25 protein-coding genes and 1 riboswitch are annotated in these 24,092 nt (G+C 47.1%); of the genes, 12 read left to right on the top strand and 13 right to left on the bottom strand.

The window, feature by feature from the left end; genetic code table 11:
• Positions 1 to 115: 115 nt before the first annotated feature.
• From KNP93_RS10640 to KNP93_RS10630, 3 genes are all read right to left on the bottom strand, one after another.
• Positions 116 to 754, bottom strand: coding sequence for a DUF975 family protein (locus KNP93_RS10640; RefSeq protein WP_214855232.1), 639 nt, complete (start codon positions 752 to 754; stop codon positions 116 to 118).
• Between the two features lie 70 nt (positions 755 to 824).
• Positions 825 to 2,093: a DUF2325 domain-containing protein gene (locus tag KNP93_RS10635; RefSeq protein ID WP_214855229.1), complete on the bottom strand. Its 1,269-nt coding sequence runs from the start codon at positions 2,091 to 2,093 to the stop codon at positions 825 to 827.
• 90 nt (positions 2,094 to 2,183) lie between these two features.
• Positions 2,184 to 2,963, bottom strand: a complete 780-nt coding sequence (locus KNP93_RS10630; RefSeq protein ID WP_131973536.1) for a DUF817 domain-containing protein — start codon at positions 2,961 to 2,963, stop codon at positions 2,184 to 2,186.
• A 151-nt stretch (positions 2,964 to 3,114) separates the two neighbouring features.
• Here KNP93_RS10630 and KNP93_RS10625 point away from each other — a divergent pair, with 151 nt between their 5' ends.
• The 5 genes from KNP93_RS10625 to KNP93_RS10605 all read left to right on the top strand — a co-directional run bounded on the left by KNP93_RS10625 (position 3,115) and on the right by KNP93_RS10605 (position 7,114).
• Positions 3,115 to 3,783, top strand: coding sequence for a YczE/YyaS/YitT family protein (locus KNP93_RS10625; protein ID WP_131503569.1), 669 nt, complete (start codon positions 3,115 to 3,117; stop codon positions 3,781 to 3,783).
• A gap of 149 nt (positions 3,784 to 3,932) precedes the next feature.
• A complete protein-coding gene (locus tag KNP93_RS10620) occupies positions 3,933 to 4,388 on the top strand; it encodes a MarR family winged helix-turn-helix transcriptional regulator (protein WP_131503570.1) in 456 nt (151 codons plus the stop codon).
• 15 nt (positions 4,389 to 4,403) lie between these two features.
• Complete coding sequence (locus tag KNP93_RS10615; protein WP_131503571.1) at positions 4,404 to 5,039, top strand: nitroreductase family protein; 636 nt, start codon at positions 4,404 to 4,406, stop codon at positions 5,037 to 5,039.
• Between the two features lie 54 nt (positions 5,040 to 5,093).
• Positions 5,094 to 5,729 carry a nitroreductase family protein gene (locus KNP93_RS10610; protein ID WP_131503572.1) on the top strand — a complete coding sequence of 212 codons (636 nt, stop codon included), beginning with the start codon at positions 5,094 to 5,096 and terminating at the stop codon, positions 5,727 to 5,729.
• 74 nt (positions 5,730 to 5,803) lie between these two features.
• Complete coding sequence (locus KNP93_RS10605; RefSeq protein WP_214855226.1) at positions 5,804 to 7,114, top strand: NAD(P)/FAD-dependent oxidoreductase; 1,311 nt, start codon at positions 5,804 to 5,806, stop codon at positions 7,112 to 7,114.
• 33 nt (positions 7,115 to 7,147) lie between these two features.
• Here KNP93_RS10605 and KNP93_RS10600 read toward each other — a convergent pair whose 3' ends face one another.
• The 5 genes from KNP93_RS10600 to KNP93_RS10580 all read right to left on the bottom strand — a co-directional run bounded on the left by KNP93_RS10600 (position 7,148) and on the right by KNP93_RS10580 (position 12,301).
• Complete coding sequence (locus KNP93_RS10600; protein ID WP_131973538.1) at positions 7,148 to 8,593, bottom strand: DEAD/DEAH box helicase; 1,446 nt, start codon at positions 8,591 to 8,593, stop codon at positions 7,148 to 7,150.
• Positions 8,594 to 8,726: 133 nt separating this feature from the next.
• The gene (rlmN, locus tag KNP93_RS10595; RefSeq protein WP_131503575.1) at positions 8,727 to 9,800 is read right to left on the bottom strand and encodes a dual-specificity RNA methyltransferase RlmN; all 1,074 of its coding nucleotides are present in this window, start codon (positions 9,798 to 9,800) and stop codon (positions 8,727 to 8,729) included.
• Positions 9,801 to 9,944: 144 nt separating this feature from the next.
• Positions 9,945 to 10,751, bottom strand: a complete 807-nt coding sequence (locus KNP93_RS10590) for an ABC transporter permease subunit (protein ID WP_214855224.1) — start codon at positions 10,749 to 10,751, stop codon at positions 9,945 to 9,947.
• Entirely contained in the window at positions 10,748 to 11,629 is an 882-nt protein-coding gene (locus tag KNP93_RS10585) for an ABC transporter ATP-binding protein (RefSeq protein WP_214855222.1), read from the bottom strand. Before KNP93_RS10585 ends, KNP93_RS10590 begins: the two co-directional genes overlap by 4 nt.
• A 39-nt stretch (positions 11,630 to 11,668) precedes the next feature.
• Positions 11,669 to 12,301, bottom strand: a complete 633-nt coding sequence (locus KNP93_RS10580; RefSeq protein ID WP_214855220.1) for a methyltransferase — start codon at positions 12,299 to 12,301, stop codon at positions 11,669 to 11,671.
• An 86-nt stretch (positions 12,302 to 12,387) separates the two neighbouring features.
• Here KNP93_RS10580 and KNP93_RS10575 point away from each other — a divergent pair, with 86 nt between their 5' ends.
• The 3 genes from KNP93_RS10575 to KNP93_RS10565 all read left to right on the top strand — a co-directional run bounded on the left by KNP93_RS10575 (position 12,388) and on the right by KNP93_RS10565 (position 15,541).
• Positions 12,388 to 12,720, top strand: a complete 333-nt coding sequence (locus tag KNP93_RS10575) for a heme oxygenase (RefSeq protein ID WP_214855218.1) — start codon at positions 12,388 to 12,390, stop codon at positions 12,718 to 12,720.
• Between the two features lie 147 nt (positions 12,721 to 12,867).
• Positions 12,868 to 13,608 (top strand): uracil-DNA glycosylase family protein, encoded by a 741-nt coding sequence (locus tag KNP93_RS10570; RefSeq protein WP_214855216.1) that lies wholly within the window; start codon positions 12,868 to 12,870, stop codon positions 13,606 to 13,608.
• Positions 13,609 to 13,676: 68 nt separating this feature from the next.
• Positions 13,677 to 13,852, top strand: a riboswitch (Lysine riboswitch).
• A 105-nt stretch (positions 13,853 to 13,957) separates the two neighbouring features.
• Positions 13,958 to 15,541: a Na+/H+ antiporter NhaC family protein gene (locus tag KNP93_RS10565; RefSeq protein ID WP_214855214.1), complete on the top strand. Its 1,584-nt coding sequence runs from the start codon at positions 13,958 to 13,960 to the stop codon at positions 15,539 to 15,541.
• An 81-nt stretch (positions 15,542 to 15,622) separates the two neighbouring features.
• On the opposite strand, the gene htpG is transcribed toward KNP93_RS10565, so the two are convergent.
• Both htpG and KNP93_RS10555 read right to left on the bottom strand, forming a co-directional pair.
• Positions 15,623 to 17,488, bottom strand: a complete 1,866-nt coding sequence (htpG, locus tag KNP93_RS10560; RefSeq protein ID WP_214855211.1) for a molecular chaperone HtpG — start codon at positions 17,486 to 17,488, stop codon at positions 15,623 to 15,625.
• 82 nt (positions 17,489 to 17,570) lie between these two features.
• A complete protein-coding gene (locus tag KNP93_RS10555) occupies positions 17,571 to 18,443 on the bottom strand; it encodes a hypothetical protein (protein ID WP_214855208.1) in 873 nt (290 codons plus the stop codon).
• 146 nt (positions 18,444 to 18,589) lie between these two features.
• Here KNP93_RS10555 and KNP93_RS10550 point away from each other — a divergent pair, with 146 nt between their 5' ends.
• Both KNP93_RS10550 and KNP93_RS10545 read left to right on the top strand, forming a co-directional pair.
• Positions 18,590 to 19,411 (top strand): SDR family oxidoreductase, encoded by an 822-nt coding sequence (locus KNP93_RS10550; RefSeq protein WP_188004929.1) that lies wholly within the window; start codon positions 18,590 to 18,592, stop codon positions 19,409 to 19,411.
• A 169-nt stretch (positions 19,412 to 19,580) separates the two neighbouring features.
• A complete protein-coding gene (locus tag KNP93_RS10545; protein WP_188004930.1) occupies positions 19,581 to 20,738 on the top strand; it encodes an ArgE/DapE family deacylase in 1,158 nt (385 codons plus the stop codon).
• Between the two features lie 37 nt (positions 20,739 to 20,775).
• Here the strand turns inward: KNP93_RS10545 and KNP93_RS10540 are convergent, their stop codons facing one another.
• Positions 20,776 to 21,141, bottom strand: a complete 366-nt coding sequence (locus KNP93_RS10540; protein WP_371819912.1) for a hypothetical protein — start codon at positions 21,139 to 21,141, stop codon at positions 20,776 to 20,778.
• An 89-nt stretch (positions 21,142 to 21,230) separates the two neighbouring features.
• On the opposite strand from KNP93_RS10540, the gene KNP93_RS10535 reads away from it, so the two are divergent.
• Positions 21,231 to 21,653 (top strand): DUF1801 domain-containing protein, encoded by a 423-nt coding sequence (locus tag KNP93_RS10535; protein ID WP_214855206.1) that lies wholly within the window; start codon positions 21,231 to 21,233, stop codon positions 21,651 to 21,653.
• A 64-nt stretch (positions 21,654 to 21,717) separates the two neighbouring features.
• On the opposite strand, the gene KNP93_RS10530 is transcribed toward KNP93_RS10535, so the two are convergent.
• Both KNP93_RS10530 and KNP93_RS10525 read right to left on the bottom strand, forming a co-directional pair.
• Positions 21,718 to 22,956 carry an MFS transporter gene (locus KNP93_RS10530; protein ID WP_214855203.1) on the bottom strand — a complete coding sequence of 413 codons (1,239 nt, stop codon included), beginning with the start codon at positions 22,954 to 22,956 and terminating at the stop codon, positions 21,718 to 21,720.
• A 15-nt stretch (positions 22,957 to 22,971) separates the two neighbouring features.
• On the bottom strand, positions 22,972 to 23,427 hold the full coding sequence (locus tag KNP93_RS10525; protein ID WP_131503587.1) for a CBS domain-containing protein: 456 nt from the start codon (positions 23,425 to 23,427) through the stop codon (positions 22,972 to 22,974).
• A gap of 186 nt (positions 23,428 to 23,613) precedes the next feature.
• Here KNP93_RS10525 and KNP93_RS10520 point away from each other — a divergent pair, with 186 nt between their 5' ends.
• The gene (locus KNP93_RS10520; RefSeq protein WP_114596736.1) at positions 23,614 to 24,036 is read left to right on the top strand and encodes a MarR family winged helix-turn-helix transcriptional regulator; all 423 of its coding nucleotides are present in this window, start codon (positions 23,614 to 23,616) and stop codon (positions 24,034 to 24,036) included.
• Positions 24,037 to 24,092: the final 56 nt, after the last annotated feature.

Raw genomic sequence — 24,092 nt, 5'->3', positions numbered from 1 at the left:
TGGAATTATCGTACACTTTTTAGCAGAGTAAAGCAACCATTAAACCTTGTTTTCCAATCGGAATTAAAAAGATATTCAAAAAAAGGACGAGAGCTAAGCTCTCATCCTCCTCGTCTTAATATGGGGCAACAAACGTCGATTGTTCGACGGGTGCTTCTTTGCCGCGGATCCGATCATAGAATTTTGCAAGCGTGACGCTGACGTAAGGAATAATCCACAAGAATCCGATTCCGATCGTAATCAATCCAAGGAAAAACCAGCCGATGAACGATAGAATCAACAGGAAAGCTTCCATTTTGTGTCCATCCATCATTTGACGTGACCGGGTGATTGCTTCCAATACACCAATCGAAGGTTCATCCCGCAAAATGTAGTAAGTCAACATATACGAAAATGATTTGATAATGGCCGGTACAACCAATAACAATGCCCATAGGAACAAGAATACAAATTGGACGATTGAAAGCAGGACAACTTTTATGAAATATTTATAGGGCTCAAATAAATCACTGATTTTTGTTTGTTCTCCCCGTGCGATAGAAAGTGAGAACCAGACCCATCCTGCACCAAGTGGGAGTAATAAGATCGTTGCAATCAATCCGAGGAAGTCAATCGTCTGGAAAGGTTCGTCATAATCAGACGACAGTAGTTCCGGAATGACTTGCAGAATTGCGAATAATAAAAACATCAAGACCGTAAAGCCCCAACGACCGCTTAATGCTTCCTTTGCTGATTTTTTTAATTGTGATGACATGAATATGATCCTCCTCAAAATAAGTTCTATCTCTATTTACGGCTCATGAAGAGAGGAGTTTCACCTTTTTTCAGGATTTTCCTGTTTTTAACTGATTTAAGCGTGCTTTTTCAAGTTGGCGCTGGCATGCCGTATACAAAGAACGTCGTCCGTCGAGCCGTTCCATCGCAAACGGAATATCATGTTTCTTCGCCTGCGCGATGACGTGTGCAGAAGCGGCATGGGACACCCGGCTTGTGACGACGACGATGGCATCGGTCTTTTTCGCGAGACTGGCAATCTTTTTCGCAGATTGGGCATCACCCGACAGATGAATCAGCTCGATTCCTGTTTTTTCGAAAAACGTCCGGTAGACCGGTGCTTGCTGTTCATTGCCGACGATGACTAGCCGCATGCCTTCAAACGGTGCAAAATCAAGTGGTTTTTTATCCACGAAGTCGATGGGCTGCCCCGGTACGGACGTCGTGACGAGTGGTGTCAACGGTTGGGATTTCTTTTCACGAATCCGGCGCGTTTTCCGTTCTTGTTTCAATTTCGGCTTTCGTTTCATTTGCTTCAGATAGCGTCCCGACTTTTTGACGATGGATCTGGCGTTGGCTGTTTCAACTGATGGTGGCACTGGTGCTGTTGAATTGTTTGACGTCTCCAACAGTTGTACCGTCGGCTCTTGATATTGGAACGCATATTTCCAGGCAATCGTCAGTGTTTCCGGACGACCTTTCCACATGACGAGATCGACGAGCTGTCCTTCTTTCAGATGGAAAAAGCGCATGTCTTCAACCGGTGTGGCGTAATAAAAAGACTTACCCGTCTCATCCTTTAATGGTCCTTCGACCGTCGATTCAATGATACCGTGGTTTTTAACGATACATTTTTCAAAAACGATTCGTTCCGACAGTGGCTTCATCCGGTCAGTCGCGACAACAGCCATCACTTCAAGTGTCGTCCGGCGTACGTCCTGATGTACGACTTGGACCCGGATTTCCATTCCATGTTCGAGATTCCATTGCCGGATCTCTGTTTCCGAGATGTGACTGTTCGGCCATTCCCGTAAAGAACCACCTTTTAATTCACGGACGAACGTATAGGCGTAACGTTGTTCGATGACAGGAGTGATTTGTACAGGAGGAACGACAGGTTGCTTGATTGATATGTCTTCTTCTGGATTGCTCCACGTGAAGTCCAACTTTTCAGAAGGTGTATAGTAACGCGACATCTGCACCCATTCATCGATTCCCCGGATTTCCTCGAGCAGGAGGTCCCATTCTTCCACCGTTTCGACTACTTTCATTTTACCGGCGACTAACGTCTTCGCCCGTTCCACGATCTGTTGCATCATCTTCAACAACCCCTTTGCTTTTTTTCAACTATAGCAAGGGACTTTCGTGTAGGTTGGTCAAAAAAAGACCGGGTTATTTTTTTGATAAGGTTATGATTTGATTTCGATTGACGGATCACCGAGCCGGTATTTTTCGACGGAAACAATCAAAATCGTGATGATGACAAGTAAAAACCAGGACGATAATTTCCCGAAGTCGACCAGCTCCCATCCATCCTGCTGATTCGGATACACCCAACCCTTAAAAAAGGTCACGATATTTTCCGCCAGCCAGATAAACCAGGCAATCAGACCAAACGAAAGAACGAGCGGCATCCGGTAGACAGTCTCATCCAGACGAAAATAGACCCAGGACTTATAAAAGATGAGAGCGACAATCCCCATCAAAATCCAACGAAAATCAAACAACCAATGATGGGTAAAAAAGTTAGCGTACACGAGCAGACCAGTCGCTAAAGCAAACAGCGGCCGGGGAAACTGTGTAATGCGGAGATCAAAACGGCGAAATGCCTGGCAGATGTAACTAGCGACACTCGCATACATGAAGCCGGCATAAAGCGGAACACCAAATACTTTGCTGAAGGCATCTTCCGGATAACTCCAGGATCCGACCTGGACTTTAAACAGCTCAAGTCCAAGTCCAATCGCATGGAAAATTAAAATCAATTTAAACTCTTCCTTTGATTCATAACGCGTGATAAGTAAAACGATTTGAACGAGGAGACACCAGATCAAGAGCAAATCATAACGGGCAATCGGTTCCGCCGGTAGATAGCGGGATGTCGCAAGCGCCAAGAAAATCGCGACCGGGAACACACAACAGATGGCTTCAAGATATGTAAAACGGATCAAATGGCGGATTTTTCGCATCGACTGACCTCCTTTTTTATCAGTATACGGATAAGCAGGACGGATTCCCTCCATCTCAGGATGGAAAATATCGGATTTCCTTTAGTTTCCTCCATCAAACATGGTACAGTTAATGAATCAATTTGATTTTGAAACGAGGTGTCTTCCATTCATGAAGCAGACCATTCACACGTCTTGGCTGTTACGTTCTGTCCTGAAATGGGCATTATTTTTATTTGGCCTTTTTTTACTCGCTGTCGGTTCATCGATGATGATCACGGCACAACTCGGCGTCTCGACCTGGGACGTTCTTCACCTTGGTCTTCAAAATAAAACACCGTTTTCCGTTGGGACAATCATCCTTCTTGTCGGATTGTTATTGGTGTTCGTCAAATACTTGCTCGACCGGATCACACCCCAGGTCGGCACACTCGTCAACGCGATTTTCGTCGGGGTGTTCATGAATCTTGTTCTTGGTTCAGGTCTCCTGCCCTCATTTTCTTCCCTGTGGCAGAACACGCTTTGGCTGATTGCCGGCATCTTCATCATCGGGATGGGAGCGGGGCTGTATGTTGCTGTCGGGTACGGTGCCGGGCCGCGGGACGGACTGACACTGACGCTCGCTGAACGGTTCGGTACGTCCATCCGGATGATGCGGACATTCATGGAAATCACCGCTTGCGGCATCGGTTGGCTGCTCGGAGGACCCGTGTTCTTCGGAACGATCTTATCGATTTTCCTGATCGGCCCGTTCCTTCAATTTTGGTTGGGGCATTTCCGCCGGATGATTGCTGCGATTGATGCCGGAACGATTCCCCGGAAACAACAAAAAATCAGTTAAGTCGTCTGACTCGATACCATTTCACAGGAAATGGTATCTTTTTTTGTGAATGAAGCATATTAGTTGCGTCATGAAAGTAGACACGTTATATTCGTTTACATATCAATCTTTGATACGTCAAGGATTTTCCGAACGAAGGGAAGGATGTGATGAACTTGAGTATTTCCTGTACTGAAAAAGGACGACTGATTTATGCACTCGTCTCTGTCAATAAGACGATTGCTCAAAAATTTGACCTCTGTACGGACGGCTTCAGCCAAACCCGGATGGACCTATTAGCCCAACTCGAGGTCGATGCGACCATTAGTCAAAAAGAGTTGCAACAACGGGTTAACGTTGATAATGCAGCGGTAACACGACACTTAAAACATCTCGAAACGAACGGGATGATTGAACGGGTCCGTTCTGCAACAGATAACCGCGTCATTCTCGTTTCACTGACGCCAGAAGGTGCGACCCGGATTACCCGGTTACGTCAGCAAAAAGATGAATTCCTCGAACAGCTGCTTGAAGGATTCACGGCAGACGAACAACACCAGCTGGCACAGATGATCCAACGTATTGAAACAAATGCCCTCACCTTACCTAAAACAACCGTTAACTAAAAAGGAGACTTTCAAATGACTACACAAACTACGACTGATTTCATGGAAATCGTTAAAGGACGCCGCTCGATCCGTAACTACGACACAAACGTCAAGATTTCAAAAGAAGAAATGACACAGATCCTTGAAGAAGCGACACTCGCTCCGTCTTCTGTCAACATGCAGCCATGGCGTTTCCTCGTCATCGACAGTGCAGAAGGGAAAGCGACGCTTGCTCCACTCGCTAAGTTCAACCAGGTTCAAGTTGAATCATCATCTGCTGTCATCGCAGTTTTCGGTGACATGAAGGCGATTGATCAACTTGAAAATATCTACGATACAGCAGTCGCACAAGGACTCATGCCGCAAGAAGTCCGCGATCGTCAAGTACCGGCGATTCAAGGTATGTACGAAAGCGTACCGGCCAGCGCACTCAAAGACAGCATCTTGATCGACTCAGGTCTCGTCTCGATGCAATTAATGCTCGTTGCCCGGGCGCATGGTTACGACACGAACCCAATCGGCGGTTACGAAAAAGATCAAATCGCTGAAGCGTTTGGCATGGAAAAAGACCGTTACGTACCAGTTATGCTGTTATCAATCGGAAAAGCAGTCGACACAGGATACCCGTCGGTTCGCCTGCCGATCAACGACATCGCAGACTGGAAATAAGTAGTACCCGTACTAACCAAAAATAGAGAACAAACAAAAAGGGAGATTATTACTATGACAACTCAAACAACTACAGACTTTATGGAAATCGTTAAAGGACGCCGCTCAATCCGCAACTACGACACAAACGTCAAGATTTCAAAAGAAGAAATGACACAAATCCTTGAAGAAGCAACACTTGCTCCGTCTTCTGTCAACATGCAACCATGGCGTTTCCTTGTCATCGACAGTGCAGAAGGAAAAGCGACGCTTGCTCCACTCGCTAAATTCAATCAAGTCCAAGTCGAGACATCATCTGCTGTCATCGCGGTCTTTGGTGATATGAATGCAGTCGACAGCATCGATACAATCTATGATATGGCTGTTGAAAAAGGCTTGATGCCGCTAGAAGTCCGTGACCGCCAAGTCCCTGCCATCAAAGGCTTCTACAGCCCGGAAGATACAGATACACTTCGGGACAGCATCTTGATTGATTCAGGTCTCGTCTCAATGCAATTGATGCTTGTGGCACGTGCACACGGTTATGACACGAACCCGATTGGTGGCTACGAAAAAGACCAAATCGCGGAAGCATTCGGTATGGATAAAGACCGTTACCTCCCTGTCATGCTCCTTTCAATCGGAAAAGCAGTTGACGCCGGTTACCCATCGGTCCGTCTACCAATCAACGACATCACAGACTGGAAATAATCGTTTTCGAGTTCCGGATTCCTCAACAGGAATCCGGTTTTTTTGTATACTAACAAAAAGGAGCTGGTCAAACGATGTATGATGTGACGATTATCGGTGCCGGCGTCGCCGGCATCTTTTTGGCCCATGAACTGATGGAACACGGTCAGACCGTCTTAGTGATTGATGCCGGAAAACCGCTTGGCCAACGTACACTGCAAGAAACCTATCTTGGTTTTGGCGGACTCGGAAAATCGGAAGGAAAATACAACTATTCTGCCGGATTCGGCGGCGAACTCGCCGGGAAGCTAGGAACGGAGAAAACGCTCCACCTGATGCAACAGGTCGATGCCCTCTTGTGTCGTTACGGCGCGGATGAAGTCGAATCGTATTCGACGGCAAATTTTGTGCTAGCAACCCGGGCAAAAGCAGCCGGTCTTGAAACAATCGAAACGACGGTCCGCCATCTCGGGACCGGATTATCGGAACGTATTTTAAGACGGCTCGAAGCCGTTCTTCAGAAACAGATTACCTTTCGTTTTGAGACGTTTGTCGAAACGATCGAGAAACAACATAACGGGTTTCTGCTTACGACTAAACGCGAGACATTTTCGAGTCAACGTGTTGTCTTCGCGACCGGACGTTCCGGTACGGAGTGGATGCAGGAACAACTGCAGACGCTTGGACTCGTTCAAAACAAAACACGCCTCGACCTGGGGATTCGGATTGAGATGGAGGAAACGGCATTCCGCACACTGTTACAGGGTACATTCGAAACGAAGCTGGCCTATGCGTCAGCAGCCGGAACGGCGGTCACGTACTGCATGAATCCGAAAGGACGAATCATCCGCAAACATCAGGAGGGTCTCGTCATGCCGGACGGTCAGAATTTTCGCGAACAGGAGTCCGGAACGACCAACTTGAACTTCACGCTGTTTTTACCGCGTTATTTTGCGACACTCGGAGAAGCGAATCACTATGCCGCTTCCGTCATCGGACGCATCAACCAAGGGAGGGACCGGATTGTCGTGCAACGGCTTGATGATTTGCGTGCCGGTCACTCTACACAGCCACATGCTCTCGCTGAAAGTGAAGTCAGACCAACCCTCGAAGCGACACCCGGAAACCTGATCGAGGAAGTGCCTGATACCGACATCACGGTCTTGTTGGAATTTCTGGAACGACTTGAACATCTCCTCGAGACGCCACTCTCTCCGGATACGTTACTGTACGGTATGGATGGAAAATTTTATGCCCCGGTGTTGTCGACGTCTCCGGTCTTTGAAACGGATATCCGAGGATTGTATGCAATCGGCGATTGCTCCGGTGTGACACACTCGCTGTCGCAAGCCGCTGCGAGCGGGCTTCATCTCGGACAGCACCTGACACAAAAACAGCCGTCTTAAGAGAGTGATATCTCTTTAGACGGCTGCTGCCATTTATTTTTTGAACGCTTCGTATACTTTCAACTGTTTGCCTTTGACTTTTGTTGTCTTCATCGCCCGTAAGACAAGCGGACCTTTTCCGTTCAGGATTTCCACGTACGTGACGGTATCCTGAATCGTGATGATTCCGATATCTTGCGCGGTCATGCCTTCGATTTTCGCAATCGTTCCGACGAAATCAACGGCACGCAGTTTCTTTTTCTTCCCGCCGTTAAAATACAATTTCATGATGTCGGCATTAAGCTGTTCCGTTTTCGAAGCCCGGACGTCAGCTGTCGTTATTTTCTCTTCAAACGCATCCGCTGTCCGAATCAGTTCCTTTTCAGTCGGTGCTTGGCGTCTTTCAATGGTCTCACCGCGGTACTGTTCGACTTCACGCAGACGACGCATATCGGACTCGGTCACTAAACTGATTGCTTTTCCGAGTGCTCCTGCCCGTCCCGTCCGGCCTGTCCGGTGCACATAACTTTCTTTTTCGACCGGCATGTCGTACTGGATGACGTGTGTGATGTTTTCAATATCGATCCCGCGTGCTGCGACGTCTGTCGCGACGAGGTAACGGAACTCACCTGCCCGGAATGCTTTCATGACGGCGAGACGCTCATCCTGTTCCATTCCGCCATGAATTTTTTCAACCGGATAATCCATCGATGCCAACCCTTGGGCGACGAAATCGACGTGTTCTTTCGTCCGGCAGAAAATCATGCACCGGTCCGGATTTTCGACGACCGTGACATCTTTGAGGACCGCAAACTTTGTCTTATCAGTTACCGTAATATAACTATGTTCGATTTCTGCGATTTCCGTTGCCTTCGTCAGGATTTCGACTTCCTTCGGTGACTTCATGTACCGGTCACTCAACTGATGGATGTCCTGTGGGAACGTCGCCGAAAACAGCATCGTCGTCCGCTGTTTCGGCAATTGTTTTAAAATCGTATCGACCTGATCGAGGAAGCCCATGTTGAGCATCTCGTCTGCCTCGTCAAGCACCAGATATTTCACTTTTTCAAGCGACAACGTGCCCCGCTCCAAGTGATCGAGCACACGTCCCGGCGTTCCGACGACGATGTGTGTTTTTTGCTTGAGTTCTGCAACTTGACCCCGGAATGGCTGTTTGCCGAAAACGGCTGTTGCTTTGATCCGTTTATAACGACCGATGTTCATGACATCTTCCGTGACTTGCAGGGCCAGTTCGCGCGTCGGTGTCAAGATCAACGCCTGTGGTTTGTTTTCTTCCCACTCGACGAGCTCACAGAGCGGAATCCCGAACGATGCCGTCTTCCCGCTGCCGGTCCGTGATTTGACGATGATATCTTTTTCCGACAAAGCGACCGGAATAACTGCTTGTTGGACATCGGTCGGTGTATGGTAGCCGAGCTGTTCGATCGCTTCTAGAATCGGTGTACTGAGCTGAAAATCAGTGAATGGTTTTTTAGACATAAGAATACCTCATTTATTTTTATAGTTTATGTGTTGGTTCGATGAATGAATCAGACGTGACCTCTCATTATGCGCTACTTTCAACAGAACGTCAAAAGAGCTTCCCGTCAGAGTGACAGGAAGCTCCACTTGCTTATTTTGCTGCGACTGTATCTTTTTTGATTTGTTTACTGCGGAGCTGACCACATGCGGCATCGATATCCGTACCGTGTTCAAGACGGACACCACAGTTGAGACCGTTCTTTTTCAACGTGTCGTAGAACGTTGAAATATCTTCTGACGTACTGCGTTGATATTGACCGTGCTCATCAACCGGGTTATACGGAATCAAGTTGACATACGTCAAATGACGTTTGTCTTCGAACAATTTCGCAAGCTCGATTGCTTGGGCTTTCTGGTCGTTGACACCACGTAAAAGGATGTACTCAATCGTGATTTTCCGGTTCGTCGTCTTGACGTAGTAATCGATGGCAGGCATCAATTTCTCGAGCGGAATCGCACGGTTGATTTTCATGATTTGTGTCCGGAGTTCGTTGTTTGGCGCATGTAATGAAATCGCCAGGTTGACTTGAAGTTTTAAATCTGCGAATTTGTAGATTTTATCTGCGAGTCCACTTGTCGAAACCGTAATGTGACGCGCACCGATCGCAAGACCGTTGTGATCCTTGATGACGTTCAAGAAATCGACCATGTTGTCGAAGTTATCAAACGGCTCACCGATACCCATGACGACGACGTGGCTGACACGCTCTTCTTTACCGACAGCATCGAGGTGATGCTGAACGTTCATGATTTGCTCGACGATTTCTCCAGCAGAGAGATCACGGCTCTTCTTAATCAAGCCACTTGCGCAGAAGCTACAGCCGATGTTACAGCCGACTTGTGTCGTGACACAGACAGACAGACCGTACTTATGACGCATCAAGACCGTTTCGATCAAGCTGCCGTCATATAATTTGAAGAGGAACTTGATTGTTCCATCTGCCGATTCCTGTTTCACGGCTTCTGTCATCGAATTAATCGCAAAACTCTGATCTAACAACTCAAGGCAATCCTTGTTGACATTCGTCATTTCTGCGAAAGTAGTGACACGTTTACGATACAACCAATCCCAAACTTGTTTTGCTCGGAACGGTTTGTGACCTTGATGCGACAACCATTCAGTCATCTGCTCAAGTGTTAATCCATAAATGGACGGTTTATTCATTAGAGAGACCTCATTTCTTTTTCCAGAACTATAACATTCCTTTATCTTAGTAAAAATCAGCCGCTTACGCAACGTTCAAATCCTAAATGTTCACTTTCTGTAAATTTCCACGTCCGCTTTGGCTTATATTCCGGTCCAGTTGTGTCAAATCGACAAACTTCGTTTCCGAAAACTTATAAAGGCACCGATATGGAACAACATACTGATACTCGCTAATATCAGGAGATGCCAAAAGAAGTGATTGGTTCCTTCTAATAATTGCTGGGTGTTAAACAGACTGAAAATCGAGCCGTAACGCATCCATTCCGTTTTTTCACTGAGACCGGCTCCAATCGTCAGGACAATCGACAGCACAAGGACACTGCCAGCGATCGAAAAGGCACGCCGTTCGTCATCAAATAAGGTGGCGATACACAACGTGAACCCACCGATGGCATACAGTAGGAAGAGTGCATTCACTTGAAAGCGGACGAGTGTCATACCGTCAATCGAAACCCCGGAAACAAACCAGTCAGCCATTACTAAAACAAACGTATTGCATAACACCAGGCATGTACTGGCGAGAAGCATCACAATCATTGCCGATGCCGTATATTGATGACGCGTAATCGGAGCAGCCAAGTATAAAATCAGTTCACCGTTATCAATTGGCCGTGCCAGTAAGCGCGCAGCAAGTGACAATAAAAATAAAGACGCGATGATTTGAAAAATCAGTCCGTAATAATTTCCGCCGAGTAAGTCGAGAACGTTATCAAAACCGGTCACTTTATCGTATTGGAAAGCTTTTAAAACTTCCGGTGGCAGTGCCTGGAGCTTCGCTTCCAGCAACCCCGTCTTCATCATCGACGGATAGAGTGCGGCAAGCATCAATAAATACAGACTCGTCCCGACTGCATAGGCCGTGATCGGCTTCCCGTTATGCTTGAGTAACGACCAAATGATCGTCATCATGGTGATTCCTGCTCACTATAATAATGTAAGAAGACATGCTCTAAGTCATCTGCCGAAGTTTGAATCGCCCGGACATCATATTCGGTTAAAAGACGGATGATTTGATTCAACGTCCGTTCGTTGCTTGTGAAAAAGGAAACATGATTTTGAACGCGTTGACTTCCAATTTGAAGTGCAAACCGTTCAGCATGTGCTTCGAGACCAAATTCAATCGTGTACTGTTTTCGGCTCGAACGGACCAGCTCATGGATATCCGACTTGATGATGATTCGTCCTTCTTTAATCAATGCGGCCCGGTCACACGATTTTTCCATCTCCGGAAAATGATGTGAACTCATCAAAATGGCTTTCCCGCGTTGCCGTTCGTTGTCAATCAAGCTTAAAAAACGTTCCTGCATCAAGGGATCAAGTCCACCGGTCGGTTCGTCAAGCAGATAGACCGGGGCATCCTTCATGAAGCAGCCGACTAATGCCAACTTTTGTTTCATCCCTTTCGACATCTTCCGGATTTTCGTTTTCGTTTCGAAGGGAAACTGTTCCAGCAACGCCGATTGACGTTCCGGTTTGCTTTGATGGAGTTGCTGCATCAAATGCAGGACCTGTTCACCCGTAAAATCACCCGGTAAATTAATCTCACCCGGTAAATAACCGACAATTCGTTTTACCTCCTGTGATTGGTTCCAACAGTCATATCCACCGATGGTCGCATGACCGGAGTCTGCTTGAATCAGCCCCATCAATTGCCGGATTGCCGTTGATTTCCCGGCTCCGTTCGGTCCGATAAAGCCGAACACCATACCCGGTTCGACCGTAAAACTGACATCAAATAAACCTCGTTTCGGCGCAAATTCTTTCGTCACGTGTTGCAAATGAATCATCCGAATCGCCTCACTTTTCTGGTGATTGCCGTTAGTACCTTATACCCGTTTTGGTACTTCTTGGGACAAATCCACCCGATAAATCACGAATCGTTCGTCGTGATTTTTTTGGAAAAGTTCTTTCAGACAGACTTCTTCCACCTGTTCGAAAATCGTCTGATGCTCTAAATAATACCGGTATTCGTCTGCCGGGTAATACAAAATCAAATCGAGCGGACGCGGACGCCGTTCAACGGATGCTAAGATTTGATCGACAACCTTCATGAAAATTTGGACGGAAAACGGATTAAAAAAGTAACATTTCGTGACATCATCCGGAATCGGATAAGCTTCCGCATACGTATGTTCAAAACGGATGCTGCCTTGACGTCGCTTCATCTTTTTCATGTAAGTTGCTTGATTCATAAGGGCATCTTCATAAAATTGTCCATTCATCTCAACACCGATGACGGAACAATCAAACCGATCATGCAGATAAAAGTTCAACCGTCCTTTTCCGCAGCCGAAATCAATGACCGTATCCGTATAATCGAAGGGATAGACGGCACATAATTCCTCCAGCGCTGCATAAGGCGTCGGTTCGTACCGGTTATAATGGCTGAATGCATTATAAAGATGCTGAATATCAATCGTCTCGATGCGTAGCCGTTCTTCGTACTCTTTTTCATTCATATTTGATTCCTTCTTTCAAGCATTGTTGGTTTCATCGTACTATACTATGGATGTAAGCATTTCATTCTATAAGGGGGACTTATCCAATGATCGTTGTTACGAATCGGATTAAAGTCAAAAAAGGAATGGCAGCAGCACTCGCACCACGCTTTACCCGTCCGAGTGGTCTTGACTCGATGAAGGGATTTGTTCGTGTCGAAGTTTTACTGACACAAGGTCTCGAAGAACACGATGAAATGAACGTCAACATGTACTGGGAAGACATGAAGGATTTTGAAGTATGGCGGAACAGTGATGATTTTAAAGAGTCACATAAGCGTCCGGCACCGTCAGACGGCAAACAAGAAGAATTTCCAATGCTTGGAAGTGAAATCATCACGTATGAAGTGGCTTCTGTCAAAGAACGAACTTCTTTATAATTCATGTCAGAACCGCCTTGCCTCCAATTTGGTCGCAAGGTTTTTTTATTCTTAAGAGACCCCTCACTATATTGATATGGGTTTAAATTGTATGTAATACCATTATTTGTTATCATAGGTCCAATACAGAAAGAGAGAGGACTTATCATGCTGAATTCATTATCGATTTTTGAACAGGCCATCCGCGCCTTACCGATTGATCGGTCCTTGACGCGCCAGGACTTGTTCACAGACGGTTTCCTATTACAACAGGAACAGGAATTATCCGTTTACTACTCACCAATCGGAGAATATATCAATCGCTCTGCCAAAATAGTCTTCATTGGCATCACACCAGGATTTGAACAAATGCGCATTGCTTATGAAGAAGCGGCTGATGCCTTCCACCATGGTGCAACAATCGAAGAAGCATCGAAAATCGTCAAATACAGTGCCAGTTTCGCCGGTCCCATGCGGCGTAATTTGACAATAATGTTAGATGAACTCGAATTAAATCGTCTGCTGAATATTCCTTCAACAGCCACCTTATTTCATGCAAATCAGAATCTGTTGCACACGACTTCGATTCTGAGACATCCTGTTTTTTACCGGGACAAAAATTATACGGGACATCAACCAAAGATTGACCGAACACCGTTGCTGCAACATTACGCGTATGAGCACTTCGCAGCGGAATTGAATCAGTTACCCCACCCTGTCATTTTGGTCCCGTTCGGACGTGTCGTCGAGTCAACTGTCCGGACATTGCTTCATCAGGGACGAATTAAAAAACATACTGTATTATTTGGTTTCCCGCATCCTTCTGGTGCAAATGGACACCGGAAGCGACAGTTTGAAGAAAATAAAGACTATTTGATGAAGCAGTTAACTTCCTACTTCGATACTTAACAAACAGCCTTAATTTTTTAAAAGAAATAGGATAAGATTTTCCTATAAAAAGAATATGACTATTCTATCGATGAGGTAGAGGCGCGGTGTTGATGAGTATTTGGTCTGAGGATGACAACGAAGACGATCAAAGAAAGGTGATGCCGCCGAAGTATCGTCACGTGTCAGACGTGACCATGCTGGTCGAATCGGGAAAGACCCGTTCGATTGCCATACGCATGTTGTATGGAGTGCTCCAATTCGGCTAAGAAAGACGCATCCAGCAAGGGTGTCGGCTTTGTTGCCGGTGCCCTTGCTTTTTTCTGTGCAACGGGTCTCATCTTCTAAAAAAGGAGGAGGAACCACAACAATGGTCAACTATTCAGATTCTATCGTTGCGCTTGTCCCGGCAATCGTTGCCATCGTTTTAGCAATTGTCACACGAAAAGTCGTCATTTCACTTGGTGTCGGCATTTTGATTGGTGCCTTACTGCTTCACAGCTTCAATCCGGTGGATACCGTTGTTTATCTCGGAAAAAACATCTTCAGTCTGTTTTGGGCAGACGGTGCGTTAAATGAATGGAATGTCTTATTACTCGTTTTCTTACTGTTACTCGGTGTCTTGTCTACACTGATACAAACATCCGGCGGTGCCCGTGCTTTCGGCGAATGGGCGACGACACATGTCAAGACGGCACGTGGTGCAAGGCTTGCCGCTTTCGGATTAGGTATTTTGATTTTCATCGATGATTACTTTAACAGTCTGGCCGTCGGAAATGTCAGTCGTCCGTTAACGGATCGTCGCGGTGTCTCGCGCGCCAAACTGGCGTATATCATCGATTCCACCGCTGCACCGGTCTGTGTCATCAGTCCATTATCGAGCTGGGGTGCCTTCATCATCTCGATTATCGCAGGAATCTTGACGACCCATTCAATCACTGATTACTCGGCGTTCAGTGCGTTCCTGATGATTGTGCCGTTAAACTTCTACGCCATCTTCGCTTTGTTACTGACACTCTACATCGCCTATACGGGAATTGCCGTTGGACCGATGCGGACGCACGAGTTGCGGGCCTTACAAGGTGAATTGTTTGACGCCAACAAAGGGACACCAATGGGGATGGCAGAAGAAGTCAAGGAACACGATGGCGGTAAAGTCCGTGACTTGGTTGTTCCAATCGTCGTGTTAGTCATTGCGACCATCACAGCCCTTCTTTGGACAGGTGCCCAGGCACTTGCGGCTGACGATCGGCCTTTTTCGTTAATCGGCGCCTTTGAAGCAACAGACGTGACGCGCTCACTTGTTTCTGGTGTCATCATCAGTTTAGTCGTTGCGTTCCTGATGATGATCGGTCGGAAAATTCCGGCACGTGATTACCGCATCAGTATCTGGGCTGGGCTAAAATCGATGTGGCCCGCTGTCGTTATTCTGTTGTTTGCCTGGACGATCATCGCGGTCATCGGTGACATGAAGACCGGGGATTATCTCGCAAGTTTCATCAGCAAATCGATTCCCGCTTCTTATCTGCCGTTCCTTCTATTCTTGATTGCCAGTATCATGGCATTCTCGACCGGAACGAGTTGGGGGACGTTCGGAATCATGTTACCGATCGGAGCCGATTTGATCATGGCGGTTGATCCAAGTCTGTTGTTACCAACACTTGCTGCTGTTCTTGCCGGATCTGTCTTCGGGGACCATTGTTCACCGATTTCCGATACGACGATTCTCAGTTCGACCGGTGCCGGTTCGCATCATATTGATCACGTCACGACCCAGTTGCCATATGCCTTGATTGGTGCAGTGACGTCGGCTGTCGGATATCTCGTACTCGGTGTCACCGGTTCGTCCCTATTCGGCTTCATCGGTGCCCTGATCGCCTTCGTGATTTTCCTCGTCATGCTGAACGTCCTGTCACGACGCGGCGAAGTCCCGTCGCAGCTACGTTCGGAGTAAGATGCAGTAAACACACCATCCAAAAAGCCGGACCTGATGAATTCATCGGGTCCGGCTTTCTTTATACGATTTTTTTTAATTTCAGACCATTAATGCGCAGACTTCGTTCGCAAACGCGACCGGATCTTCGATTGGTAGTCCCTCCATCAATAATGCTTGTTGATACATCAACTTCGTGTACCGCTCAAATTTCGGACGGTCTTCAACGTACGCTGATTCAATCGCCCGGAACACATCATGTGATGTATTTAATTCCAGGATTTTGACGGCGGCGACGTCCTGGTTGTTCGGCATCGCTTTGAGGATTTTCTCCATCTCGATCGATACTGCACCATCCGTTGCAAAGCAGACCGGATGTGATTTTAAGCGGGTCGAGGCTTTGACTTCTTTGACTTGTCCTGCCAGTACCTCCTGCATCGCTTTAAACATCTCGGCTTGTGTCTCGGTCGTTTCCGCCTGTTCCGTCTGTTCAATTCCGAGGTCGCTGCTCGTGACAGACTTAAACTCTTTTCCTTCATAGTTAAGAAGCATTTGAATGGCAAACTCATCGATTTCTTCCGTAAAGTACAGAATATCGAAGCCTTTATCTTTCACGAGCTCTGATTGCGGCAACTTATCCAACCGGTCCGTGCTTTCGCCTGACGCGTAATAGATATACTTTTGATCTTCCGGCATCGCGGCGACATACTCTGCAAGCGTCACTAATTTTTTCTCTTTAGCCGAATGGAACAGAACAAGGTCTTTCACCGTGTCCTTTTGCATCCCGTAATCGTTATAGATACCGAACTTTAATTGACGGCCGAATGCTTGGTAAAACGTCTCATATTTTTCGCGGTCGTCACGCAACAAGGCTTCGAGCTGCGTCTTGATCTTGCTTTGAATATTCTTCGCAATCAACTTCAACTGACGGTCGTGTTGCAACATTTCACGCGAAATGTTGAGCGATAAGTCTTCCGAATCGACCATTCCTTTGACGAAGCTGAAGTGATCCGGTAAGAGATCGCTGCATTTTTCCATGATTAAGACACCGTTCGCATACAGTTCGAGTCCTTTTTCGAACTCTTTTGAATAATAATCAAACGACGGTTGCTCGGGAATGAACAAAATGGACTGATAACGGACGGCTCCGTCAGCACTGATATGAATGTGTTTGATCGGTGCGTCAAATCCGTATCGTTTTTCCTGATAGAAGTTGCGGTAATCGTCATCCGTCAGCTCCCGTTTGTTTTTTCGCCAAATCGGCACCATGCTGTTGACCGTCTTCATGACCAGAACGGACTCAGTTTCGTCTGATCCGTCGACCGGACGCTGTTCCGTCTCCGCCATCTCAATCGGATAGCGGATGAAGTCGGAGTATTTCTTGATGATGGTCCGGAGGCGGTACGGTTCTAAATATTCATCGTAGTTCTCTTCTTCTTCGTTGGCTTTAATATGAAGTGTGATGTCTGTTCCGACCGTCTCTTTTTCGACCTCTTCAATCGTATACCCGTCGACTCCGCGTGACTCCCACTTGTAGGCGACATCACTGCCAAAGGGTTTCGTCACGACCGTAACGGTATCGGCGACCATAAAGGCGGAATAGAAACCAACACCGAACTGTCCGATGATGTCATGGCCGTCCTTTAATTCATTCTCCGCTTTAAAGGCGAGCGATCCGCTTTTCGCGATCGTTCCGAGGTTTTCTTCAAGTTCTTCTTTTGTCATCCCGATTCCCGTATCGCGCAAAATCAGTTGACGTGTTTCTTTATTCGGTTCAATCGTAATTTTGTAGGCTTCCTTGTCGAACGTGATTGTCTCGTCCGTCAACGCTTTATAATAAATTTTATCGATGGCGTCACTGGCGTTCGAAATCAACTCACGTAAAAAGATTTCCTTGTGTGTATAGATGGAATGAATCATCATTTCGAGCAATCGTTTCGATTCGGCTTTAAATTGTTTCGTTTCCATTTTCGATACCCCCTTTTACTTTTAGCACTCTATACAATAGAGTGCTAATTCATTTCCATTATTACGGATATGAAAACGACTGTCAATCCTCTACTGGGTAGAATTCAGCGAGTTTTTTCCGGACATGCTCTCCGATTTCCCGCAGTCCATTCGCCGAGCCGTATGTCCCATGACTTCGCCCATTTTCATCGACGCGGCTGCCGAGACCAAGGAACTGTTCGCTCGGTTTAAAATGAAGTCCGATAATCGGCAGATTCAGTTCAGCCGAATAACCAAATTCGACGACAGCATCCGGATAATCGGTTAGTGGAACGGGTTCTTGCCACACAACACTCGGATCAAGCTTCCGAAAACGGTCCGTGTGCTCCCGTCCAAGCAAGATAATCCCGTGTAATGAAAACAATGGCACCAGTTTCAAAAAAAAGGTTTGTCCAAAAACGGTTTCTTCCAGTTCGTGCCGCATCGAAATCTTTCCCATATACCGTTTCGTCGGAAGTGGAAAGAAGTCCGTGTGAATGACAGACTGCAGAGAACCATCATACAAGGATGCACCCAGTCCGTTTAAGAACCCTTCCAGCTTCCCGCCCTGTTCTTTTCCGAACCATGTTTTATAGACATCCTTTTGTTGAAAATAGTCATTGAATTTACGGATGCTTTGTTCCAAGTGGATGTCTGTCAGATATGCCTCCAACGACATGCCCGGATTCAGTAAAAAGAACGGTCCGGTCGAGTCAAACCGCAGCGTTCCATCCTTTTTTAAAAACTGTCCGGCTGACGGATTCGTCGCCACTGTCAGCCAACTCTTTTTTGCGGCATCACCGAACCATAAGACAGGTGTCGTTCTTTCTATCAATTCCTCTTTCATCGGTCCATTCGTTAACTCGATTTGATGCTGAACGGCTTCGGTTAAGAGTTTTTTTGCTGATTTCCGTTGTTCTGATGTCAGCGTTCTCATTCCTTTCGTGTTGCGCTTTCCTGTTTGAGTTATTCCCGTTCCTTAAAAACGTTAGACAGTTCGATGGGTTTAGCCCGATTGATGCAGGGAATGATTCGTAAGGTAAGCTACACCATCGGATATTATTTTTTAGGAGGAGATTTTTGATGAAACGACTTGAAAACAAAGTGGCCGTCATTACCGGCTCAGCGACAGGAATCGGGCAGGCAACGGCACTTGTCTTTGCCGAGCAGGGAGCGACAGTCGTCTGCGCGGACGTCGAGCTTGAAAAAGCACAAGCAACGGTAGAGAAAATCAAGGAAGCCGGCGGGAAGGCAGAAGCCGTTCATGTCGATGTCTCACAAGTCGACAGCGTCAAACAACTCGCCGACCATCTAGAGTCTACATACGGAACGGTCGACGTCTTGTTTAACAATGCTGGAATTGATCAACAGGGAGGAAAGGTGCATGAATACCCGATCGAACTGTTTGATCAAATCATCGCCGTCGATTTACGCGGAACGTTCTTAACGAGTAAATTCGTCATTCCATTGATGCTGAAGAACGGCGGATCCATCATCAATACATCATCGATGTCGGGGCGTGCAGCCGACTTGAACCGTTCCGGCTACAATGCTGCAAAAGGCGGCATTGCCAACTTCACACGGGCGATGGCAATTGATTATGCCCGCGATGGCATCCGCGTCAACTCGCTTTCCCCAGGGACGATTGAAACACCGCTCATCGATACACTCGTCGGTGGAAAAGAAGAACAACAAGGTAAACAGTTCCGCGATGCCAACGCCTGGATTACTCCACTCGGCCGTCTCGGCAAACCGCGTGAGATGGCGACGGTCGCCCTGTTCCTTGCGTCAGATGACAGCTCTTACGTCACCGGTGAAGACATTACGGCCGACGGCGGCATCATGGCGTACACGTGGCCGGGCGAAATGTTAATCGACGACAAATGGAAAACAGATGCTGAATAACGGCTTTGATTTTCTGTTCAGCACGATTCCTGATTCAGGAATCGTGTTTTTTTGTTCATTTTCAAACGGTTTGAGCCTAAGAAATTCGGTGCGCTTAAATGTTCTGGCCATTCGTTCACCTCACGCAACTACCTGAAAACGGGAACAAGACAGTAAAGGAGGAGAAATTATGCTTACAGAACCGATTACTTATTTGCAACGCTGTTTACAAATTCCAAGCACTAATCCACACGACGGGGAAGAGAACGTCGCAACCTATGTCTATGAATTACTGACCTCTCATGGTGTCCAGACAGACTGGATTGAAGTCTCTCCGAAACGGATTTGTCTTGTCGCCACGGTCGAGGCCGGTGCTGCTGCCGTTCATCCGAAAACAATTGGCTTCTCCGGTCATCTCGATACGGTACCGGTTAAAATCAGTGAATGGACAAAAGATCCGTTCGGCGGTGTCATCGAGGACGGACGGATTTACGGACGTGGTGCCTCCGATATGAAGTCCGGTGTCATGGCGATGGTCAGTATGATGATCGAATTAAATCAACGTGATGACTTGCCGAACCGTCTAAAATTGTTGATTACATCCGATGAAGAAAACGGTATGACCGGCGCCCGTCATTTGACAGAACGTGGTGACGCCGATGATTTAGACGCGCTGCTGATTACAGAACCGACGAGCGGTTTTCTCGGTTATTCGCAAAAAGGGGTCGTCGGTGTCGAAGTATCCTGCACCGGAAAAAGTGCGCACAGCTCTTCACCACAGCTCGGTCAAAACGCCATCGATGATTTGTATCGTGTCATCCGTGAAATCAAATCCGGCCGGTTTACGATGACCGATCAAAGTCACCCGGATCTTGGTCCGGTCATCGCTTCCATCACGTCGATTACAGGCGGCGAAGGTCCGAACGTCATTCCGAGTAAAGCCGCGTTTTATATGGACATCCGAACGATTCCGGGATTTGGACGGGAACAGGTCTTACAGGCACTGGAAGAAGTGAACCAACGTCTGTCTCAACAGGACGATAGCTTTTCGATGGAGGTGACAGTCATTAAGGATATTCCGTCCTGCGAAACAGACCGTGACGATCCGTTCTTACAGATTGTCGCAGATACGATGGAATCCATCCGGCAACAGCCGACAACACGCGTCGCGATTCCGGGCGGAACAGACGGTGCGATGTTCAGTCAGGCGGCCCGAAGCTTTCCGATTGCGGTCGCTTCGTTCCACGATTTCCGGCTGGCACATCAAATCGATGAGTCAATCCCGCTGTCAGAGTATGCGGAAACGATTGAGTTGTGTACGCGTCTTGCGCTGCACTCCTCTACCTGAAAAATCCTCCATCTGTTCCCAGACAGATGGAGGATTTCTACATATAAACGCCGATTGAAGCCAGGGCCTGTCCGATATAACTTTGATCGGACGCCAGAACGTGTGTCGCTTCACCGGCAAGACTCCATTTAATCCGGACGTGCCCCAGCCGGTCGTACGTCAGCTCCAATGTAAAGTCTCCTTTTTCGAACGAGATACTTCCCGGAAACTGTTCATGTACCTTAAGAAATTCATGCGCAAACCGGTCATACTCCGAAAAGCTTACCGTCATCTGATGTACTTTTTCCGCTTGATACCAGACATGAATGAGTAGCGCAGCGTGTGCCGGATCGACTTCCATGATGTGCCACGCCAACGTTTCGTCATATCCTGCAAACGAGATTGTATGTTTCAACAGAATCACCTCTTTTTGAATGAATGCCTGTCAGACAGGGAATCGTTTACTATCGAATTGAAAATGAGTGTTGCCATCCTGCGAAGGGAGACTTCCGAATGAGTGATTCACAAAAAACGTTACCGACCACTCAGAGTGTCGATACCTTTTTGAGTACGATTACGCCATTGTCAAAACGGACGGACTGCGAGCAATTACGACAGATTTTTGAAGAGATGACCGGGTATCCTGCCGTTATGTGGGGGGACACGATGATCGGATTTGGTCACTATCATTATCGATATTCTTCCGGACATGAAGGCGATTCATTTCTTGTCGGATTCTCGCCCCGCAAAGCGAACATCAGCCTCTATTTCGCAACAGGTCCGGAGCGCGAGCAGTTCCTGGTGCGTCTCGGCAAACATAAGAGCGGAAAAAGCTGTGTCTATATCAATAAACTAGCAGATGTCGACCTGCTTGTCTTAAGGGAACTGATTGTCCATTCCGTCGCTTTTTTGGAAACGACGTATCCAAAACCCTGAGACTACTAAAAAAACGTCCCTTCTTCCGCTGATTTGGCGAAAGAAGGGACGTTTGCTGTTTAAATCAATGTCCACTATCTGCTGTGTCGATATGACGAATGTGTTTGAGATTGACCCCGATGATGACGACAGACAGTAAGACGAACGCGCTACCTACATAAAACGGCAGGTTGGCGTTATAGATTTCAGCCAATTTACCGGCCATGAATGGCGCGATGGCTGCCCCGAGAAAACGTAAGAAACTGTATGCAGCGGATGCCGTCGAACGTTCGACCGGTGCTGCATCCATCACTGCCGTCGTAATCAAAGTATTGTTATTCCCGAGCACTGCCCCGGCAAGAATAACACAGACGATGACGACAGCTGGTGTTTCGATAAAGATCCCCATTAATAACAACAAGACGGCGAACAAGAGCAGCATCAGTACCATTGCTTTGATTGTTCCGAGCCATTGTTTTAATTTTGGTGCTGTTAACACGGATGTCAGAGCAAGCAACATCCCCCAACCGAGAAAGACGAAGCCGAGCCCTTTTGCCGGTAATTTCATGACGAACGGTGCATAGGCCATGATCGTAAAGAAGCCGACGTTATACAAGGCTGCAACGATTCCAAGTGTCAGTAAAGACCGGTGTTTCATGGCCTGGAACGGTGCAATCAATGAAATCTTTTTCGCTGGTGTCGCTGTTGCGACCGGTTTCGGCATCAGGAATAACAACACGAGGAACGCGATGACCATGATCGTCGCAACACCCATGAAAGGCGCGCGCCATGTGATCGAACCGAGTGTTCCACCGAGCAGTGGACCGATTGAAATCCCGAGACCGACTGCCGCTTCATATAAGATGATCGCTTTCGCTGTTCCACCGGATGAAAGGGAAACAATCGCTGCGAGTGCTGTCGCGACGAACAGTGCATTTCCGAGTCCCCAACCGCCGCGTAACGCGACAAGTGTCCAAATACTGTCGGCCTGTGACGCAAAACCGGCAACAGTTGCGATAACCGCAATCCCGAGCATCAATGTCCCCTTTTGACCAATCCGTGAAGAAATCGCGCCGGTAATCAGCATCGCAAATGCCATGACGGCGTTATAACTTGTAAATAGTAGCGTAACTTCACTTTTTGATGCTTCGAGGTTTTCGGCAATCGTCGGTAGGACCGGATTGACGAGCCCCATTCCCATGAATGCCGTGATACTGGCAAAGAATACCGCCCAAACAGCAATCGGTTGATGCAGTAAACCGTGTTTGCTTTCCGATAGAACTGTTTCAGGCGCAAGTGTCGTTGTTTTTTCCGCAAGAGCCATATAAATCCTTCTTTCTTAAATAAACTGTTTAAACGAATGACGGATGACGTCACCGCGACTGATGATTCCGACGAGCTTGCCGTCTTTTAGAATCGGTAATTTTTTAATTCGTTTTGAACCGAGTGTCGCTGCAATTTCTTCCATCTCGGTTTCTGTCGTCGCTGTCACGACTTTTCGGCGCGCCATGTCCATGACAGGACGCGTCAGGATGTGACGGACGCGCTCTTCATAGTTTTCATCATCGCCTTTGATGACATCGACATATAAAAACGTATCGACAATGATGTCTTTATGTTTGCCGATGGCCCGCATGATATCGCCGTCGCTGATGTAGCCGACGACTTCCTGCTCTCCGTTGACGACCGGAACCCCACTGATACCGGATGTGATAAAACGTTCTACTACCGTCCGGATCGTATCCTGTTCATTGACCGTAATGACGGTTTCTTTCATCGATTGATAAGCTTTCATCAGAATTCTCCTTCATCAGACGCTGTAATTAAAATAAGTTCATAACAACAAGTTTTACGATACAATTAAATAACATTTATGATTGTATAATACAACTATAATCCTGTCAAGAAGCCTGCCTTTGATTGACAGAGGACAGCCCGTGCGTAATGATGAGGGCAATGAATGCTAATGAGAGGTGACAATATGTCGAATCAATCCCTGGAAACAATTGAACTGGAACTGGCGATTCTTATTCGTCGTTTAACGACGGCAACGGCCGATAATCGGAACCTGGACCGTGCTTCCTATTTACTCTTGCGCCAGTTATCCGACTCCGGTCAAGTCGGTGTCAAAACCCTTGCCCGTGAGTTGCAACTCGACGTCTCGACCGTCAGCCGACAAGCGGCTGCGCTCGATCAGAAAAAATTAGTCGAAAAAATAAAAGACCCGACAGACGGCCGGGCCTTCTTTTACAACATCACAGATTACGGTCAACAAGAGCTCGAAATTTACCGGACAGCCCGTTTAACGAGCATCGAACGGTTATTACATGACTGGCCGGATGAAGATGCCGAATCGTTCGGTCGGTTGCTGAAACAGTTCAACCAAGCGTTACGGGAACGGTGAGTTTCTGAAAATACGAAATATCAGTCTAAAAAGAGGACGGATGCAAAATTCCGCTC

The organism is Exiguobacterium sp. s166, from assembly GCF_018618855.1.
Lineage (GTDB): Bacteria > Bacillota > Bacilli > Exiguobacteriales > Exiguobacteriaceae > Exiguobacterium_A.
The sequence above is the reverse complement of the archived record's forward strand: the minus strand, read 5'-3'. Positions and strand labels throughout refer to the sequence as shown.

Coding starts and splice junctions, on each gene's coding strand:
- KNP93_RS10640 (WP_214855232.1), bottom strand. CDS start 754: ATGTCATCACAATTAAAAAAATCAGCAAAGGAAGCATTAAGCGGTCGT.
- KNP93_RS10635 (WP_214855229.1), bottom strand. CDS start 2,093: ATGATGCAACAGATCGTGGAACGGGCGAAGACGTTAGTCGCCGGTAAA.
- KNP93_RS10630 (WP_131973536.1), bottom strand. CDS start 2,963: ATGCGAAAAATCCGCCATTTGATCCGTTTTACATATCTTGAAGCCATC.
- KNP93_RS10625 (WP_131503569.1), top strand. CDS start 3,115: ATGAAGCAGACCATTCACACGTCTTGGCTGTTACGTTCTGTCCTGAAA.
- KNP93_RS10620 (WP_131503570.1), top strand. CDS start 3,933: ATGAACTTGAGTATTTCCTGTACTGAAAAAGGACGACTGATTTATGCA.
- KNP93_RS10615 (WP_131503571.1), top strand. CDS start 4,404: ATGACTACACAAACTACGACTGATTTCATGGAAATCGTTAAAGGACGC.
- KNP93_RS10610 (WP_131503572.1), top strand. CDS start 5,094: ATGACAACTCAAACAACTACAGACTTTATGGAAATCGTTAAAGGACGC.
- KNP93_RS10605 (WP_214855226.1), top strand. CDS start 5,804: ATGTATGATGTGACGATTATCGGTGCCGGCGTCGCCGGCATCTTTTTG.
- KNP93_RS10600 (WP_131973538.1), bottom strand. CDS start 8,593: ATGTCTAAAAAACCATTCACTGATTTTCAGCTCAGTACACCGATTCTA.
- rlmN (WP_131503575.1), bottom strand. CDS start 9,800: ATGAATAAACCGTCCATTTATGGATTAACACTTGAGCAGATGACTGAA.
- KNP93_RS10590 (WP_214855224.1), bottom strand. CDS start 10,751: ATGATGACGATCATTTGGTCGTTACTCAAGCATAACGGGAAGCCGATC.
- KNP93_RS10585 (WP_214855222.1), bottom strand. CDS start 11,629: ATGATTCATTTGCAACACGTGACGAAAGAATTTGCGCCGAAACGAGGT.
- KNP93_RS10580 (WP_214855220.1), bottom strand. CDS start 12,301: ATGAATGAAAAAGAGTACGAAGAACGGCTACGCATCGAGACGATTGAT.
- KNP93_RS10575 (WP_214855218.1), top strand. CDS start 12,388: ATGATCGTTGTTACGAATCGGATTAAAGTCAAAAAAGGAATGGCAGCA.
- KNP93_RS10570 (WP_214855216.1), top strand. CDS start 12,868: ATGCTGAATTCATTATCGATTTTTGAACAGGCCATCCGCGCCTTACCG.
- KNP93_RS10565 (WP_214855214.1), top strand. CDS start 13,958: ATGGTCAACTATTCAGATTCTATCGTTGCGCTTGTCCCGGCAATCGTT.
- htpG (WP_214855211.1), bottom strand. CDS start 17,488: ATGGAAACGAAACAATTTAAAGCCGAATCGAAACGATTGCTCGAAATG.
- KNP93_RS10555 (WP_214855208.1), bottom strand. CDS start 18,443: ATGAGAACGCTGACATCAGAACAACGGAAATCAGCAAAAAAACTCTTA.
- KNP93_RS10550 (WP_188004929.1), top strand. CDS start 18,590: ATGAAACGACTTGAAAACAAAGTGGCCGTCATTACCGGCTCAGCGACA.
- KNP93_RS10545 (WP_188004930.1), top strand. CDS start 19,581: ATGCTTACAGAACCGATTACTTATTTGCAACGCTGTTTACAAATTCCA.
- KNP93_RS10535 (WP_214855206.1), top strand. CDS start 21,231: ATGAGTGATTCACAAAAAACGTTACCGACCACTCAGAGTGTCGATACC.
- KNP93_RS10530 (WP_214855203.1), bottom strand. CDS start 22,956: ATGGCTCTTGCGGAAAAAACAACGACACTTGCGCCTGAAACAGTTCTA.
- KNP93_RS10525 (WP_131503587.1), bottom strand. CDS start 23,427: ATGAAAGCTTATCAATCGATGAAAGAAACCGTCATTACGGTCAATGAA.
- KNP93_RS10520 (WP_114596736.1), top strand. CDS start 23,614: ATGTCGAATCAATCCCTGGAAACAATTGAACTGGAACTGGCGATTCTT.